This is a genomic window from Tepidicella xavieri (assembly GCF_004363315.1).
GTDB classification, from domain to species: Bacteria; Pseudomonadota; Gammaproteobacteria; order Burkholderiales; family Burkholderiaceae_C; genus Tepidicella; species Tepidicella xavieri.
Genome location: NZ_SNYL01000012.1, coordinates 23,797 through 39,401, shown reverse-complemented (window position 1 = coordinate 39,401; position 15,605 = coordinate 23,797). Strand labels below are relative to the sequence as shown.

General features: G+C 67.4%; 14 protein-coding genes. 8 read left to right on the top strand and 6 right to left on the bottom strand.

The features are described from left to right. Positions 1-9 precede the first annotated feature (9 nt). Genes phnE through DFR43_RS10200 form a run of 4 tightly spaced genes read right to left on the bottom strand, consistent with a single transcriptional unit; the run spans position 10 to position 3,423 of the window. A complete protein-coding gene (gene phnE / locus DFR43_RS10215) occupies positions 10-837 on the bottom strand; it encodes a phosphonate ABC transporter, permease protein PhnE (RefSeq protein ID WP_133598311.1) in 828 nt (275 codons plus the stop codon). Between the two features lie 4 nt (positions 838-841). Then, the gene (locus DFR43_RS10210) at positions 842-1,693 is read right to left on the bottom strand and encodes a PhnE/PtxC family ABC transporter permease (protein ID WP_133598309.1); all 852 of its coding nucleotides are present in this window, start codon (positions 1,691-1,693) and stop codon (positions 842-844) included. After that, the gene (locus DFR43_RS10205) at positions 1,690-2,520 is read right to left on the bottom strand and encodes a phosphonate ABC transporter ATP-binding protein (RefSeq protein WP_133598307.1); all 831 of its coding nucleotides are present in this window, start codon (positions 2,518-2,520) and stop codon (positions 1,690-1,692) included. Before DFR43_RS10205 ends, DFR43_RS10210 begins: the two co-directional genes overlap by 4 nt. Before the next feature lie 18 nt (positions 2,521-2,538). After that, positions 2,539-3,423, bottom strand: a complete 885-nt coding sequence (locus DFR43_RS10200) for a putative selenate ABC transporter substrate-binding protein (protein ID WP_133598305.1) — start codon at positions 3,421-3,423, stop codon at positions 2,539-2,541. A gap of 97 nt (positions 3,424-3,520) precedes the next feature. Here DFR43_RS10200 and egtD point away from each other — a divergent pair, with 97 nt between their 5' ends. Next, positions 3,521-4,576, top strand: a complete 1,056-nt coding sequence (gene egtD / locus DFR43_RS10195; protein WP_133598303.1) for an L-histidine N(alpha)-methyltransferase — start codon at positions 3,521-3,523, stop codon at positions 4,574-4,576. On the opposite strand, the gene senA is transcribed toward egtD, so the two are convergent. Beyond that, a complete protein-coding gene (senA, locus tag DFR43_RS10190) occupies positions 4,513-5,769 on the bottom strand; it encodes a selenoneine synthase SenA (RefSeq protein WP_133598301.1) in 1,257 nt (418 codons plus the stop codon). The two genes, egtD and senA, sit on opposite strands and share 64 nt — an antisense overlap. Between senA and senB the strand changes: the two genes are divergently transcribed. Together senB and selD are read left to right on the top strand one after the other, a co-directional pair. Then, positions 5,768-6,802, top strand: a complete 1,035-nt coding sequence (gene senB / locus DFR43_RS10185; RefSeq protein ID WP_133598299.1) for a selenoneine biosynthesis selenosugar synthase SenB — start codon at positions 5,768-5,770, stop codon at positions 6,800-6,802. The genes senA and senB overlap by 2 nt on opposite strands. 42 nt (positions 6,803-6,844) lie before the next feature. Beyond that, on the top strand, positions 6,845-7,912 hold the full coding sequence (gene selD / locus DFR43_RS10180) for a selenide, water dikinase SelD (RefSeq protein ID WP_133598297.1): 1,068 nt from the start codon (positions 6,845-6,847) through the stop codon (positions 7,910-7,912). An 18-nt stretch (positions 7,913-7,930) separates the two neighbouring features. Here selD and hutC read toward each other — a convergent pair whose 3' ends face one another. After that, positions 7,931-8,632 (bottom strand): histidine utilization transcriptional repressor HutC, encoded by a 702-nt coding sequence (hutC, locus tag DFR43_RS10175; protein WP_133598295.1) that lies wholly within the window; start codon positions 8,630-8,632, stop codon positions 7,931-7,933. Between the two features lie 134 nt (positions 8,633-8,766). On the opposite strand from hutC, the gene DFR43_RS10170 reads away from it, so the two are divergent. From DFR43_RS10170 to hutG, 5 genes are read left to right on the top strand one after another with little or no spacing between them, the layout of a single operon-like run. Continuing rightward, a complete protein-coding gene (locus DFR43_RS10170; RefSeq protein WP_133598293.1) occupies positions 8,767-10,116 on the top strand; it encodes a YjiH family protein in 1,350 nt (449 codons plus the stop codon). A gap of 33 nt (positions 10,117-10,149) precedes the next feature. Beyond that, positions 10,150-11,850 (top strand): urocanate hydratase, encoded by a 1,701-nt coding sequence (gene hutU, locus DFR43_RS10165; protein WP_133598291.1) that lies wholly within the window; start codon positions 10,150-10,152, stop codon positions 11,848-11,850. An 8-nt stretch (positions 11,851-11,858) separates the two neighbouring features. After that, the gene (hutH, locus tag DFR43_RS10160; RefSeq protein WP_133598289.1) at positions 11,859-13,406 is read left to right on the top strand and encodes a histidine ammonia-lyase; all 1,548 of its coding nucleotides are present in this window, start codon (positions 11,859-11,861) and stop codon (positions 13,404-13,406) included. Continuing rightward, complete coding sequence (gene hutI, locus DFR43_RS10155; RefSeq protein ID WP_133598287.1) at positions 13,403-14,635, top strand: imidazolonepropionase; 1,233 nt, start codon at positions 13,403-13,405, stop codon at positions 14,633-14,635. The genes hutH and hutI overlap by 4 nt, the downstream gene beginning before the upstream one ends. After that, positions 14,632-15,591: a formimidoylglutamase gene (gene hutG / locus DFR43_RS10150; protein WP_133598285.1), complete on the top strand. Its 960-nt coding sequence runs from the start codon at positions 14,632-14,634 to the stop codon at positions 15,589-15,591. The genes hutI and hutG overlap by 4 nt, the downstream gene beginning before the upstream one ends. The last annotated feature ends 14 nt before the right edge of the window (positions 15,592-15,605 follow it).

Sequence of the window (15,605 nt, the reverse complement as noted above, 5' to 3'; positions counted from 1 at the left end):
ACGCCCTGCTCAACGGGTCAGCGCACGGCGGATGCCGTGGCTCGCGGCATCCACCGCCGCCACCATGAGCAACATGGCCGCCAGCACGGTGGCCGTTTTGTCGATCTGAAACAGCCCCATGTGGAAGGCCAGCAGCTGCCCCAGACCACCAGCCCCCACCACCCCCAGAATGGCTGCAGCACGGATGTTGTTTTCCCAGCGATAGAGCGTGTAGCTCAACAGCTGCGGTAGCACTTGCGGCAAGGTGGCATACAGGAACACCCGGTCGTTGCCCATCCCCTGCACGCGCAGGGCATCGCCAGGGCCGGCCGGGGCGTTTTCGATGGCTTCGGCAAACAGCCGGCCCAGCACGCCCGTGGTGTGCATGGCCAGCGCCAGCGTGCCGGCCAATGGCCCCAGCCCCGCCGAGATGAGCAGCAAGGCCGCCCACACCAGTTCGGGAATGGAACGCAGGGCGTTGAGCAGCCAGCGGGTCAGGCCGCGCGCCCAGGCCCGATCCCCTGGATGCAAGCGGCTGCCGGGCAAAGCCAGCGCCAGGCCAGCCAGTGCCGCCAGCCCAGTGCCCACCACCGACATGGCCAACGTCTCCCACGCCGCCAGGGCCACCCGGCGCGCAAAGGCCGGCGACAGGTCGGGCGGGAAGAACTCGCTCGCGAATCGGCCCATGCTGCGCAGGGCCTCCCAAGAGAAGAACTGGCGCCACTGCAAGTCCAGCGACCAGAAACTGGCCACCACCAACGCCAGCACAGCGGCCGCGAACCAGCAGGCCCGGCAGCGCGCGTCAAACAGGCGCGGCGGCAAGCGATACGGCGGATTGGCGGCTCGGGGCTTGTCCATCCACTCACCCCAATGCCTTGCGCAGTTCGCTGCTGAGGCGATCGGCCAGCGCCACCAGCAAAATGAACACCAGCAGCAGGGTGGCCACTTCACCCCCCTCGAACATCTTCATCGAATTGTCGAGCTGTTGCCCCAAACCCCCAGCGCCAACGAAGCCCAGCACCACAGAAGACCGGATGGCGCACTCCCAACGGTAAACGGTATAGCTGGTGAGCTCGGCGGCGTTGGTGGGCAGCAGGCCGTAGAAAAACGCCTGCAAGCGGGAGCTGCCATTGCGCAACAGGGTGGCGGTGGCATGGGTTTCGCCGCTCTCCAGAATTTCCCCATACACCTTGCCCAGCATGCCGCCGTAGGTCAGCGCGATGGCCAGCACCCCGGCCGTGGGGCCCAGGCCCACCACGCGCACGAAAACGAGTGCCCACACCAGTTCAGGAATGCTGCGCAGCACGATGAGCAGCCATCGCACCCCTTGGCGCAGCCAGAACGGCCCCCACGCCATGCGCCCGGACAGGGCAGAGACCGAAAGCACATGGGTGCTGAGCAACGTCAGGGGGATGGCGACCAGCAGCGCCAGCGTGACGCCGGCCGTGGCCATGGCCACCGTGCGCCAGGTCTCGCGCCAAACCATGCGCAGGAACTCGGCATCGTGCGCCAGCGGCCAGAAACTGCCGATGAACTGGGCGCTGACGCGCATGTTCTCGGGCTCGAAAAACACCCAGGGCCGAAACTCGGTGGCCAGCAGCAACGGCCACAGCACCACGAGCGCGGCCCCCAGCCAGAACAGGCGCCCGAGCCAGGCCGGATCCCGTGCGGGGGGAAGACGCCGGGTGGCGTGGGTCTGCTGGGGCGGCTTCATCGGCAATGCAGCGTCACCGGCGCGGGCGCTGCCGCATGGTGCGACGGATCAGGCACTTCGCCACGCAATTCGTGCTCATGCTGGGCGTACAGATGGGCCAAGCGCTCGCGCGTGACTTCGCCGGCCGGCAGATCGAAGGCCAACGCGCCGTCGCGCATGCCGACGATGCGCGGAAAATGCGCCAGCGCCACGTCCACCTGGTGCAGCGTGGCCACCAGAGTGGCGCCACGGTCACGCGCGCCTTCAGTAAGCGTCTGCACGGCCTGGCGGGCACGAGTTGGGTCCAGCGCCGACAGGGGCTCGTCCACCAGCCAGAGCCGCGCCGGGGCCAGCAAGGCACGAGCCAGCCCCACGCGCTGGCGCTCCCCGCCCGAGAGCCGATCCACCCGCTCAAAGAGCTTATCGCCCAAATCGAAGCGGTCCAGGGCGTCGAATGCCGCCGGAATGTCGATGGGATAGAACAGCGAACGGATGCTGTCCCACAGGCCCATGGCCGGCAGGCGTGCCGCCAGCACCGCGGTGACCACACGCTGGCGCGGCGGCAGCGGCGGCACTTGCGGGGCCAGAAAGAGCGTGCCGCGCAGGCGCTGCAACGCCCGGCGCGACAGGCGCCAAGGCTCCTGCCCGTCGAGCCGCAACCGCCCCTGCCGGGGCGGCAGGCTGCAGGCCAGCACCTGCAGCAGCGTGGTCTTGCCCGCTCCCGATGGGCCGATGACGGCAACCTGCTCGCCAGCCGCCACCTGCAAGGCGATGCGGCGCAAGGCGGGCTGCGCGGTGGAGCGGGCGGCCGGATGCCCCGCCGTGAGATCGTCGAGTTCCAGCTTCAAGCGGCTCTGCCTGGTCGCTCAAAGCAGCCCGGCGCTGCGTGCGGCGGCTTCGAGGCCCTGGTAGTTTTCGGGGCGGGTGGGCACGTAGCGCGTGGCCCGGTTCAGGCGCAAGATTTCCGCATGCTCCGGGATGGCCGGATCGAGCGCCAGCAGCGCGTTTTTGATGCGCTGCTGCAGTTCCACGGGCATGTCGGCATGCACCGACCAGTTGTAATTGAAGAACGGCGGCGTGGTGTAGAACACATCGACCGCGCGCGTATCCACCTTGTTTTCCTGCACGAACTTGCGCCACACTGTGATGTCGAGCGCCGCGGCATCGACCCTGCCGCTGACGACCGAGGCGATGGTGGCATCGTGCGCCCCACTGAAAGCCACGCGACGGAAATCCCGCTCGGGGTCGATGCCGGCTTGCAGCAGGAAGCTGCGCGGCATCAGGTGCCCCGAGGTGCTGCTGGCCGAGCCGAAAGACACTTGCTTGCCCTTGAGATCGGCCAGAGTGCGGATGCCTGAATCCGTCTTGGCGATGAACACCGACTGAAAGCGCGTGTCTTCCTCGCGCTGCGCCAATGGCACGATTTTGCCGCCCGAACGGCGGTTGGCCTGCACATGGGTGAAGCCGCCAAACCACACCAGATCCACCCGCTTGTTGACCAGCGCTTCCACCGCGGCGGGGTAGTCGTTGACCGGGTTGAACTCCACCTTCATGCCCAGTTGTCGCTCCAGGTAAGCGGCCAGCGGTGTGAACTTGCGCACCTGCTCGGTGGCCGCTTCTTCGGGGATGGTGGTCACGCGCAGCACGGCCTGCGCCTGGGCCCAGCCGGCCGCACTCCACAACCACGCTCCCACACCCACCCCCACCAGCCAACGGCGGGTGACCTTGACGCGAGTCCCTGTCTGGCTCATGTCCTGCCCTCAAAAAAATGAAAACATCTGAATTAGACCGGAAAACCGCTGTCCAGCGGTGTCATGGGCATACACTGTGCATAGTCATTGCAAGCCCATGAGCCATCCGCAACCCACCTTCCTGCAGCGCCACCATGCCGATGATGCCGCCGTGCGGCACGAAATCGTCGATGGGCTGCGACAATCCCCGGCCCATATCGCGCCCAAATTTTTCTACGATGAGCTCGGCTCGCGCCTGTTCAGCGCGATCACGGCACTGCCAGAGTACTATCCCACCCGGACCGAGGCCGCCATCTTCACGTCTGCAGCGGCCGACATCGCCATGCAAGTGCCTCCCCAGGCCGTGCTCATCGACCTGGGCGCCGGCTGCTGTACCAAGGCAGCGCGTCTTTTCCCCGTGCTACGCCCAGCCGGCTATGTGGCGGTGGACATATCGGTGGCGTTCGTTCGCGAGGCCCTAAGCAGCCTTCAGCAACGCCACCCGTCTTTGCCCATGCTGGGGCTGGGGCTGGACTTTTCCACCTCATTGGCTTGGCCGGATGAGGCCACGGCATGGCTGCAAGCCCAGGGCTTGACCGATCGGCCCCGGTTGATTTTCTACCCCGGGTCGAGCATCGGCAATTTCACGCCCGAGGAGGCGCTGCGCCTGTTGAGGCAGGCGCATGCGGTCTGCCAGTTGGGCGGACCGGGTGGGGGCTTGCTCATCGGGGTGGACCGACTCAAGCCGGTGGATCTGCTTCTGGCGGCCTACGATGACGCGCTGGGCGTGACCGCGGCGTTCAATCGCAACCTGCTGCGGCATGTGAATCGGCTCATTGGATCGGACTTTGCGCCCAGGCAATGGCGGCACGTGGCCGTGTTCGACGAGCAGGCGTCGCGCATTGAAATGCATTTGGAAAGCACGGCGGCACAGAGCGTGCGCTGGCCGGGCGGAGAACGCCACTTTGCCAATGGCGAGCGCATCCACACCGAAAATGCGTACAAGTGGACGCCCGCCGGCTTTGCGAAACTGCTGCAATCGGCCGGCTTCGATCCCCGCGCCCACTGGAGTGATGCGCAACAGTGGTTCAGCGTGTTCTGGGCGCGGGCTCAATCGGCTGACGCCACGCTGCGAAAGCCCGCGAACACGTCGCAGCGTTCCGGAGTGAAATAGTTGCGGTACAGCGGGTGCCGCAGCCGGGGGTGCGTGGCTCGGCTGGCCCCCTTGAGCACCGGCCGCCCATCGAACCAAGGCCGGGAATAGTCCCGATAAGGGTGGGGGACGAAACCATCGAAGGGCATGAAGGGGCTGGCGGTCCACTCCCACACCTGGCCCCAAACGAAAGTGTCCGGCAGCGCCAAGGCGGCGCACACCCATTCGGCTTCGGTGGGCAAACGCCGGCCAGCCCAGCGGCACCACGCCTCGGCTTCGTGCCGGCTGAGATGGCTGGCGGCGGCCTGGGGGTCCAGCGCTTGCCAAGTCGAGCCCAGACGCACCTGCCATTGCCCGGCATGGCGGCGCCAGTCTCGTGGCGCATGGCGGCCCTGGGCCTGCACCCAAGCCCAACCGGCTTCACTCCAGTAGCGGCGTTCGCGGTAGCCACCGGTTTCGACGAAAGGAAGAAAGCGTCCGCAACTGACCGCGCCGGCATCGATGCGGAAAGGCGGCATCCTCTGCACGGCATCGGCCAATTCATTGTCGAAGGCAAAGCCTGACCCCTGCCAGGCGAGCTGCACCGACTGCCCGGGCACGAACAACTCCGTCTGCGCAGGCGCGGCAGCGCCGTCAGGCGGCATGTGTGTAGGTAGGGGCCAGTCCACGCCCAGGGTCTGGGCCATGTAAGCCGCGGCCTCGGCATGCATGTCCTCGTGAAACAGCGCCAGCCGGAACACATAGAGGCCACGGTCATCGGCGACAGCCGCATCGAGCGCCTGCAGCGTGTCTTCAAGACTGGCCAGCAAATCCTCCTGCACGGCCTTGCAGTCCGGCAGCGGCAACTGCCAGCGCTGTGCATGCGCCACGCGGCTGGAATCGTAGAGGGCATCGGCATCCACCCCACGGGCCGACTGTCGCGCAGCCGCCCGGGGAGCGTCTGGATCGGCCTCCACACCCCAATGCCGCTGGGAGTAGCGGGCAACCCACCAATCGGCAAACCACCCCACATGACCGGCCTCCCACAGCGGGGGATTGAGCTCGGGCGCATAGGGCACGCGGCAATCTGGCCCCAGCGCCTGCGCCCACGCCTGCAACCCTTGCAGCGTGCGCTCTCGGCTTTCTCGCAAAGCCTGGGCCAGTTCGGCACGGCCACCGCAGCGTGCAATCCAAGCCTGCGCGCTGATGGCCGAATCGGTCACAATGCTTGCCATGGTGTCCACCGTGTCTCTGCCCCCATCCGTGTGCATCGTCACGCCCGCGCTGGCCGACGCCAACAACGGCAACTGGCAGACCGCCCGGCGCTGGGCGCGGATGCTGCGCCCAGTGTACCGGGTGCGGCTGGCCCGGCATTGGCCCGATGGCGTCGTGGCCGATGCCGACGACACCGACCTGCTGCTGGCCTTGCATGCCAGGCGATCCGCCGCCTCGATCGTGGCCTGGGCCGAGCACCACCCCGATCGGCCCTTGGTGCTGGCGCTGACAGGTACCGATTTGTACCGCGACATTGCGCAAGACGCCAGCGCCCAGCGCGCTTTGGCGTTGGCGCATCGGCTCATCGTGCTGCAAGACCAGGCCCCGCTGGCGTTGCCGGCGGCCCATCGGGCCAAAGCCCACGTGGTGTACCAATCTTGCACGCCGCGCGCAGCGTTGCCCCGCACCGATCGACACCTGCGTGTGGTGGTGGTGGGCCACTTGCGCCCGGAAAAGTCGCCCCAGACGGTGTTCGAGATCGCTCGCCAGCTCTCGTCCGATGAGGGCATCCGCATCGATCACCTGGGCCATGCGCTGGATGCGGAACTGGGCGTGCAAGCCCAGGCCACCGCGGCAGCCTGCCCTCACTACCGCTGGCTCGGGAGCGTGCCGCATGAAGCGGCCCGACGGCGCATCCAGCGCGCGCACCTGTTGCTGCACCCCAGCCAGATGGAGGGCGGCGCCCATGTGGTGATGGAGGCCGTGACCAGCGGCACCCCCGTGTTGGCGTCTAAAGTGCCGGGCAACATCGGCATGCTGGGGCAAGACTATGCAGGCTATTTTCCCGCTGGCGACGTGCCGACGGCCTGTGCCTGGCTGCGCCGGTGTCGGACCGAGCAGCAACGCATGGGGTTGGCCTCCGCCGGCACAGGGTGGAGCCATTTGCGCGCACAATGTGCGCTGAGGGCGCCCCTGTTCGCGCCAGCGACCGAGACGCAAGCCCTGCGGCGCGTGCTCTGCGCCGCGTTGAACGACTCGCCCATCCGCGCCTGAAACCCATTTGTTTTTCTGTCCTGTTTCCGAATCCCGCGCCCCATGAATGCCTCATCTCCCTCCTCCACGCCCCGCTTGACCAGCCTCTCGCACGGCGGGGGCTGCGGCTGCAAGATCGCGCCGGGCGTGCTCAGCGAGATTTTGCGCGGCACCTCGGCCATGCCCATCCCACCGGAGCTGATGGTGGGCATCGAAACCGCCGACGATGCGGCCGTGTATCGGCTCAATGACGAACAGGCGCTGATCGCCACGACCGATTTCTTCATGCCCATCGTGGACGACCCGTTCGACTTCGGCCGCATCGCCGCCACCAACGCCATCAGCGACGTGTATGCCATGGGCGGCACGCCCATCATGGCGCTGGCGCTGGTAGGTATGCCGGTGAATGTGTTGCCGGTCCAGACCATCGGTCAAATTCTGGAAGGTGGGCAATCGGTCTGCCGGGCAGCAGGCATCCCGATTGCTGGCGGCCACACCATCGACTCGGTGGAGCCGATTTATGGCCTGGTGGCCCTCGGGTTGGTCCACCCCAACCGCGTCAAGCGCAACGCCGATGCCCAGGTGGGCGACCGACTGGTGCTGGGCAAGCCCCTGGGGGTGGGCGTGCTGTCGGCCGCCCTGAAAAAAGACGCGCTCAGCCCCGATGGCTACGCGCAGATGATCGCCCACACCACGAAACTCAACACCCCCGGCCCGGAGCTGGCCGCGTTGCCCGGCGTGCATGCCCTGACCGATGTCACCGGATTCGGCTTGGCCGGCCATGCCCTGGCAATGGCCCGCGGCGCCGACGCCTGCATCCATCTCGACATGGCCCGGGTGCCGTTGATCGAGGGCGTGCGCGACCTGGCGACCCGGGGCATGGTCACGGGCGCCTCGGGCCGCAACTGGGCCGCCTTCGGGCACGAAGTCCGGCTGGACGCGGGCCTCGACCCCATCGATCAAGCCCTGCTGACCGACCCTCAGACCAGCGGCGGGCTGCTGGTGGCGTGCGCCCCCGACAGCGTGGACGAGGTGCTGGCCGTCTTCCGGCGCCACGGTTTCGAGCAAGCCGCCGACATCGGTCGTATCGACGCCGTGGGCAACGACGGCCTGCGGCTGGTGGTTCGTTGACAGCGCTCCTTCTGCCGGTCAGAAACGACCGGTGAACCGATAGCGCGATGCCGGGTGCCACATCGTGGCATAGGAGGCCACCTGCCCCTGGGAATGCGTCTGCCGGTGCAAGACGAGACAAGGGTCGTGCGCCGGCATGTGCAGCAGTTCGGCCACCTCGGGGGGCGGGAGGCGGGCCTCGATCTCGAAGCTGACGGCCTGTAGCGGCGCCACGCGCATGAGGTAGGCGTTGGGCGTCTGGGTGGCGAAATCCTGCGTCAGATAGTCCGGAGCCACCTGCGGATTGACGTAGCGGTCTTCCACCTGAATCGGCTGATCGTTTTCGAAGTGCACCACCACGGAATGAAACAAGGTCCCGCCCCCCGTCAACCCAAAACGCCGGGCCAGTACGGGACTGGCCTTGAGGCGTTCGAGCCGGTGCAACTCGCTGCGGTGCCGATGCCCGCGTGCCGCGATCTCGTCGGCGATGTTGCGGATCTCCACCAGCGTGGACTGGTATTTCTGCTGCGCCACATAGGTGCCCGAGCCCTGCACCCGCTCGACGATCTGCTCATCACTGAGTTCGCGGATGGCGCGGTTGACCGTCATGCGCGAGACGCCAAACTGCCGCGCCAGCGCCTCCTCGCCAGGAATGGCATCGCCTTCCTTCCACACACCGGCGTGAATCTGCGCCAGCACATGGTCCTTGATCTGTTGGTAGGCCGGAACGGCGGCAGGCATGGTTGAGCAATGCGGGTTTGTACGGAGGGCGATGAGCCTCTATTGTATTGACGCGATGGGTCCATCACATCGATAATGTATATACAACTTGTATTTAAACGAGTTGATTTGTATAGATTAAACGAGGAGACCCCATGAAAGACCTGTCGCTGGACTCCAGCCCGCTGCGCAGCGGTCGCGCCCTCAACCTGATCAAGCTGTTGCTGTTCAGCGGCTTGGGCGTGTTCTTGTTCTTCGCCCAGATCGAGCTTGGTGGGCGCCGTACCATTCCGGTGGACCACCTCAGCAGCTATATCGTGCGCGAGCAGCGCCTGCTGGCTGTGGTGTTCATCATGGCGCTGATGGCGTGGGCGGCCGTGCGCCCGCTCTGGGACGGCTCCTGGCGGCGCAGCGCGGGGACGGCGCTGTTCACCGCCATCAAGTGGGCTGGGCTTGGGCTGGCCGTCGTGCATCTGTCCGGTCTGACGCCTGAGTGGGCCAACCAGCGCGACATGCTGCCCTTCCTGTTCGAACGACTGGCCCTGTCCGTTGGGGTGCTGATCCCGATCGGTGCATTGGCTTTGACGTTTCTGCTGGGCTTCGGGCTGCTGGAAATCATTGGCGTGCTGCTGCAGCGCGTCATGCGGCCGCTGTTCCGCACACCGGGGCACTCGGCCCTGGATGCAGTCGCCTCATTCGTGGGCAGCTACTCGGTGGGTCTGCTGGTCACGAGCAAGATGTATGCGCAAGGCCGCTATTCGGTGCGGGATGCGGCGGTGATTGCCACGGGCTTCTCCACCGTCTCGGCCACGTTCATGGTGGTGGTGGCCCGCACACTGGGGCTGATGGAATACTGGACCTTCTATTTCTGGGCAACGCTGTTCGTCACCTTTGCCGTGACCGCCATCACGGCCTATCTGCCGCCCATCTCTGGCTTGCCGCACCAGGATGTGGCTCCCGAAGCCCCGAGCACGCGCAGCCGCCTGAGCCGCGCATTGGATGCAGGCATCGAACGCTACACCAGCCGCGAGCCGCTGCATCGCATGCTGTGGGGCAATCTGCTCGATGGGCTGCGCATGTCGGCGACGGTGGTGGCCAGCATTCTGGCTGTGGGCTTCGCTGGTCTGTGCCTGGCCAAATTCACCCCTATATTCGAGTGGGTGGGTCTGTTGCTCAAACCTGCCTTGATGCTGGCCGACGCTTTTCTTGGGACCACTGGCGCCAGTACAGCCAGCGGTGCCTTTGCCTCCGGCCTGGCCGAAATGTTCCTGCCCGCCATCCTGCTCAAAGACGCGGAGTTTGCCGTGCGCGCCCTGGCCGCGATCGTGTCGGTGAGCATGGTGCTGTTCCTGTCGGGCTGCATTCCCTGCATCCTGGCCACCGGCATCCCGCTGCGGGTGTCCCACCTCTTGATCATCTGGCTGCTGCGCACGGTATTGAGCATCGTGTTGGCGGCCGCGGTCATTGCACTGGCCATGTCCGTGGGTTGGCTGCCCGCTTCCTGACCTTCCTCTTTTCTGCCTCACTGGAGCCCTGATATGAACCGCTCTCCCGACCCACGCATCGATCCCTCCCGCGTCGTCCGCGCACCGCGCGGCACGGAACTGCACTGCAAGAACTGGCTGACCGAAGCGGCCTACCGGATGATCCAGAACAACCTGGACCCCGACGTGGCCGAAAACCCGCAGGCCTTGGTGGTCTATGGCGGCATCGGGCGCGCGGCCCGCGACTGGGCCTGCTTCGACCAGATCCTGGCCACGCTGCGCGAACTCAACGAGGATGAGTCGCTGCTGATCCAGTCGGGCAAGCCCGTGGGTGTGTTCAAAACCCACCCCAACGCCCCGCGCGTGCTGATCGCCAACTCCAACTTGGTGCCCAAGTGGGCCACCTGGGAACACTTCAACGAACTCGACCGCAAGGGCCTGTTCATGTACGGCCAGATGACCGCCGGCAGCTGGATCTACATCGGCAGCCAGGGCATCGTGCAGGGCACGTTCGAGACCTTTGTCGAGGCCGGGCGCCAGCACTATGGCGGTGACCTCTCGGGCAGATGGATCCTCACGGCTGGCCTGGGCGGCATGGGCGGCGCCCAGCCCCTGGCCGCCACGCTCGCGGGCGCCTGCTCACTCAACATCGAGTGCCAGCAAAGCAGCATCGACTTCCGCCTGCGCACGCGCTATGTGGACAAGCAAGCCCGCGACATCGACCACGCGCTGGAACTGATCCGGGAACACACGGCCAAGAAAGAAGCCGTCTCGATCGCCTTGCTGGGCAATGCCGCCGAAATCCTGCCCGAACTCGTCAAGCGCGCCCAGGCCGGTGGCCCGCGTCCCGACATCGTCACCGACCAGACTTCAGCCCACGACCTCATCCACGGCTACCTGCCCATGGGCTGGACCGTGGCGCAGTGGAAGGCGGCGCAGCAAGACCCGTCGCAACACGCCGCCCTGAAGGAGGCCGCCGCCAAGAGCTGCGCCGTGCACGTGCAGGCCATGCTCGACTTCCACGCGATGGGCGTGCCCACCGTGGACTACGGCAACAACATCCGCCAGGTGGCCTTCGATCAGGGCGTGAAAAACGCCTTCGACTTCCCCGGTTTCGTGCCCGCCTACATTCGCCCGCTGTTCTGCGAGGGCAAGGGCCCGTTCCGCTGGGTGGCGCTGTCTGGCGACCCGGAAGACATCTACAAAACCGACGCCAAGATCAAGGAGCTCTTCCCCGACAACCACCACACCCACCGCTGGCTGGACATGGCGCGCGAGCGCATCGCCTTTCAGGGCCTGCCCGCGCGTATCTGCTGGCTGGGCTTGGGCGAGCGCCACCGCGCGGGCCTGGCCTTCAACGAAATGGTGCGCAAGGGGGAACTCAAGGCGCCGATCGTCATCGGACGCGACCACCTCGACACCGGCTCGGTGGCCAGCCCCAACCGCGAGACCGAAGGGATGAAGGACGGCACCGACGCCGTCAGCGACTGGCCGCTGCTCAACGCCTTGCTCAACACCGCCGGCGGCGCCACCTGGGTCAGCCTGCACCATGGTGGTGGCGTGGGCATGGGATATTCCCAGCACGCAGGCATGGTCATCGTGGCCGACGGCACCGACGCCGCCGCCGAGCGCCTGGCGCGCGTGCTGGTCAACGACTGCGGCTCGGGCGTGATGCGCCATGCCGACGCGGGTTACGAACTGGCCATCGAAACCGCCAAGAAACAGGGCTTGCACTTGCCCATGCTGCGTGCATGATGACGACCATGATCCATTCCTTGCTGATTCAACCCGGCCAGATGACCCTGGCCGACCTGCGCACCGTCTGGCTGAGCCCGGTGCAAGCGTCACTGCCTGCCGAGGCTTACGAGGCCATGCGCGCATCGAGCGCGGCCATCCAGTCCATCGTGGACCAGGGCGATGCGGCCTACGGCATCAACACCGGGTTTGGCAAGCTGGCCAAGACGCGCATTCCCGACGATCAATTGGAGGCGCTGCAGCGCAACCTGATCCTGTCGCACTCGGTGGGCAGCGGCGAGCCGATGAGCGCGGCCACCGTGCGGCTGGTGATGGTGATGAAGGCCGCCAGCCTGGCGCGCGGCTACTCGGGCGTGCGCCCGGTGGTGGTGGACACGCTGCTGGCTGTGCTCAACGCCGGCATCGTGCCACGCATCCCGGTCAAGGGCTCGGTGGGCGCCTCCGGCGATTTGGCCCCGCTGTCGCACATGACGCTGGCGCTGATGGGCGAAGGCGAAGTCTGGTATCAGGGCCAATGGCAACCGGCCGCGCAAGCCTTGCGCGCCGCAGGCATCGCCCCGCTGACGCTGGCGGCCAAGGAAGGGCTGGCGCTCATCAACGGCACCCAAGTGTCCACCGCGCTGGCCTTGCACGGCCTGTTCATGGCCGAGCGCTTGCTGGAAGCCGGCACGGTGATTGGCGCGTTGTCCGTCGATGCCGCCAAGGGCAGCGATGCCCCCTTTGACCCGCGCATCCACGCGGTGCGGGGCCAACCAGGGCAGATCGCCAGCGCCGCCGTCACGCGGACGCTGTTGCAGGGCAGTCAGATCCGCCTGTCCCACCTAGACAACGACGAACGCGTGCAGGACCCCTACAGCCTGCGCTGCCAGCCCCAGGTGATGGGCGCCTGCCGCGACCTCATCGCCCAGGCCGCCCGAACGCTGCTGATCGAGGCCAACGCCGTCACCGACAACCCGCTCGTCTTCACCGATACCGGCGAGGTGCTCTCGGGCGGCAACTTCCACGCCGAGCCAGTGGCGTTTGCCGCCGACACGCTGGCGCTGGCCATCAGCGAAATCGGGGCGATTGCCGAGCGGCGCATCGCGCTGCTGATCGACAGCACGCTCTCCGGGCTGCCGCCGTTCCTGGTGAACAACCCGGGGCTGAACAGTGGCTTCATGATCGCCCACGTCACCGCCGCCGCGCTGGCCTCGGAGAACAAATCCCACGCCCACCCGGCCAGCGTGGACAGCCTGCCCACCAGCGCCAACCAAGAAGACCATGTGAGCATGGCCACCTACGCCGGCCGGCGCCTGGCCGAGATGGCCGACAACACCGCCACCATCCTGGGCATCGAGTGGCTGGCCGCAGCGCAAGGGGTGGATTTTCACCGCCCCCTGCTGACTTCGCAGCGACTGCAAAAAGCCCATGCGGTGCTGCGGGCGCAGGTGCCGTTTTACGCGCACGACCGGCTGTTCGCCCCCGACATCGAAGCGGCCAAAACCCTGGTGATGCAAGGCCGCGCCGCCGAGGGCAATGCCGATGTGCTGGGCCTGCTTTGGGACGACGGGGCATGAATACCGACCATACCCCGCGCCGCCTATGGCGCAACGTCCGGCTGGCGACCATGAGCGGCCCCGGCTGGGGCCTGATCGAAGACGGCGCCCTGCTGGCCGAAGGCGAGCGCATCGCCTGGCTGGGCCGGCAGGCCGACCTGCCCGCTGCACTGCAGGTGGACGAGGAATATGACCTGCAAGGCGCTTTGCTGACCCCGGGTTTGATCGACGGCCACACCCATTTGGTCTATGGCGGCCACCGCGCCGATGAAGCCGAGCAACGCCTCAATGGCGCCAGCTACGAAGCCATCGCCCGCGCCGGTGGCGGCATCCGCGCCACGGTAGCGGCCACCCGGGCCGCAAGCGAAAAAAGCCTGCTGGCCCAGGCGCTGCGCCGCGCCCGCGCCCTCATGCGCTCGGGCGTGACCACGGTGGAAATCAAGTCCGGCTACGGCCTGTCGCTGGCCGACGAAGCCCGCTGCCTGCGCGTGGCCCGCCGCCTGGGGCAGACCCTGGGCATCGGGGTGCAGGTCACCTGCCTGGCGGCGCACGCCGTGCCCGCCGAATTCCACGGCCGGGCCGACGACTACATCGACGCGGTGTGCGCCTGGCTGCCCGAGTGGCACGCGCAAGGCTTGGTCGATGCGGTGGACGCGTTCTGCGAGCACATCGGCTTTACCCCAGCGCAAACCCGGCGCGTGTTCGAAACTGCTCAGCGCCTGGGGCTGCCGGTGAAGCTGCACGCCGAGCAGCTCTCCGACCAAGGCGGCGCGGCGCTGGCGGCCAGCTTTGGCGCCCTCTCTTGCGACCATCTGGAACACCTCAGCCCTGCTGGCGTGGCGGCCATGCAGGCGGCGGGCACGGTGGCCATGCTGCTGCCCGGGGCGTTTTACATGCTGCGTGAAACGCAGCTGCCGCCCATCGCCGCCCTGCGCGAAGCCGGTGTGCCCATGGCGATTGCCACCGACCACAACCCCGGCACGTCGCCGGCCCTGTCGCTGCCGCTGATGGCGCACATGGCCTGTAGCTTCTTCCGCCTCACGCCGTTGGAGGCCGTGCGCGGCATCACCGTCCACGCGGCACGGGCCCTCGGCCTGCGCGACCGCGGCACCCTGGCCGTGGGCCAACGCGCGGATCTGGCGGCATGGAACCTGCAGCACCCCAACGAGCTGACCTACTGGTTCGGCCACGACGCCTGCCAAGGCGTGGTCGTCGGCGGCCGGCGCATGACCTCGGAGGCCCCGGCATGAACGCGCCCGCCCCCGGCCAGCCCTTGGTGTGGCAAGGCCGCATCGATGCCGAAGAAACCGGCGTCACCACCCGCTGGCACCAACACGTGCGCCCCTGGCATGCGCAAGCCCGCGGCGGCGTGGCGCTGCTGGGCTTTGCCTGCGACGAAGGGGTGCGGCGCAACGGCGGACGCCCCGGCGCGGCCCAGGGGCCGACTGCCCTGCGGCAGGCGCTGGCCAACCTGCCCGTGCTGGGCGAGCCCACGCTGTGGGACAGCGGCGACGTGACGTGCGAAGGACGAGCGCTGGAAGCGGCCCAAGCCACCCTGGCCGCCCGGGTGGCCGAGGTGCTGGCGCAAGGCGCCTTCCCCCTGGTGCTGGGCGGCGGGCATGAGGTGGCGTGGGGCACGTTCCAGGGCATCGTGCAGGCCGAGCTCAAGCGGCAGCGACTGCTCATCGTCAATTTCGACGCGCACTTCGACCTGCGTCACGCGGCCCAGGCCAACTCAGGCACGCCGTTTCGGCAAATCGCGCAATGGTGCCAAGCCCAGGGCCGCCCTTTTGACTACCACGTGCTGGGCATCAGCCGCTACGCCAACACCCAAGCGCTGTTCGACCGGGCGCACGCGCTGGGAGTGCGCTACCGGCTGGACGAAGCCTTGCAAACCGAGACCGATGTGGCCGCCGCCCGCGCAGCGATGCAAGCGGACTTGGCCGCGTGCGATGCGGTCTATCTCACCATCTGCCTGGACGTACTGCCGGCGCACCAAGCCCCGGGCGTGAGCGCCCCGGCGACGCTGGGCGTGCCCCTGCCCTGGCTGATCCCGCTGATGGACACGGTGCTCATGAGCGGCAAAGTGGTGGCAGCCGACATCGCAGAGCTCAATCCGGCGCTGGACCGGGACGGCCAAACCGCCCGCACCGGTGCCCGGCTGGCCGCGCACATCGCGCGCACCCTGTCCCTGCAGATCGCCTGAGGCCGCGGCGCCCC

What these genes read in the sequence shown, in the direction of transcription:
- selD (WP_133598297.1), top strand. Translation starts at nt 6,845, where the DNA reads ATGAATGCCTCATCTCCCTCCTCCACGCCCCGCTTGACCAGCCTCTCG.
- hutH (WP_133598289.1), top strand. Translation starts at nt 11,859, where the DNA reads ATGATCCATTCCTTGCTGATTCAACCCGGCCAGATGACCCTGGCCGAC.
- hutU (WP_133598291.1), top strand. Translation starts at nt 10,150, where the DNA reads ATGAACCGCTCTCCCGACCCACGCATCGATCCCTCCCGCGTCGTCCGC.
- DFR43_RS10200 (WP_133598305.1), bottom strand. Translation starts at nt 3,423, where the DNA reads ATGAGCCAGACAGGGACTCGCGTCAAGGTCACCCGCCGTTGGCTGGTG.
- hutI (WP_133598287.1), top strand. Translation starts at nt 13,403, where the DNA reads ATGAATACCGACCATACCCCGCGCCGCCTATGGCGCAACGTCCGGCTG.
- DFR43_RS10210 (WP_133598309.1), bottom strand. Translation starts at nt 1,693, where the DNA reads ATGAAGCCGCCCCAGCAGACCCACGCCACCCGGCGTCTTCCCCCCGCA.
- senA (WP_133598301.1), bottom strand. Translation starts at nt 5,769, where the DNA reads ATGGCAAGCATTGTGACCGATTCGGCCATCAGCGCGCAGGCTTGGATT.
- DFR43_RS10170 (WP_133598293.1), top strand. Translation starts at nt 8,767, where the DNA reads ATGAAAGACCTGTCGCTGGACTCCAGCCCGCTGCGCAGCGGTCGCGCC.
- senB (WP_133598299.1), top strand. Translation starts at nt 5,768, where the DNA reads ATGGTGTCCACCGTGTCTCTGCCCCCATCCGTGTGCATCGTCACGCCC.
- hutC (WP_133598295.1), bottom strand. Translation starts at nt 8,632, where the DNA reads ATGCCTGCCGCCGTTCCGGCCTACCAACAGATCAAGGACCATGTGCTG.
- hutG (WP_133598285.1), top strand. Translation starts at nt 14,632, where the DNA reads ATGAACGCGCCCGCCCCCGGCCAGCCCTTGGTGTGGCAAGGCCGCATC.
- egtD (WP_133598303.1), top strand. Translation starts at nt 3,521, where the DNA reads ATGAGCCATCCGCAACCCACCTTCCTGCAGCGCCACCATGCCGATGAT.
- phnE (WP_133598311.1), bottom strand. Translation starts at nt 837, where the DNA reads ATGGACAAGCCCCGAGCCGCCAATCCGCCGTATCGCTTGCCGCCGCGC.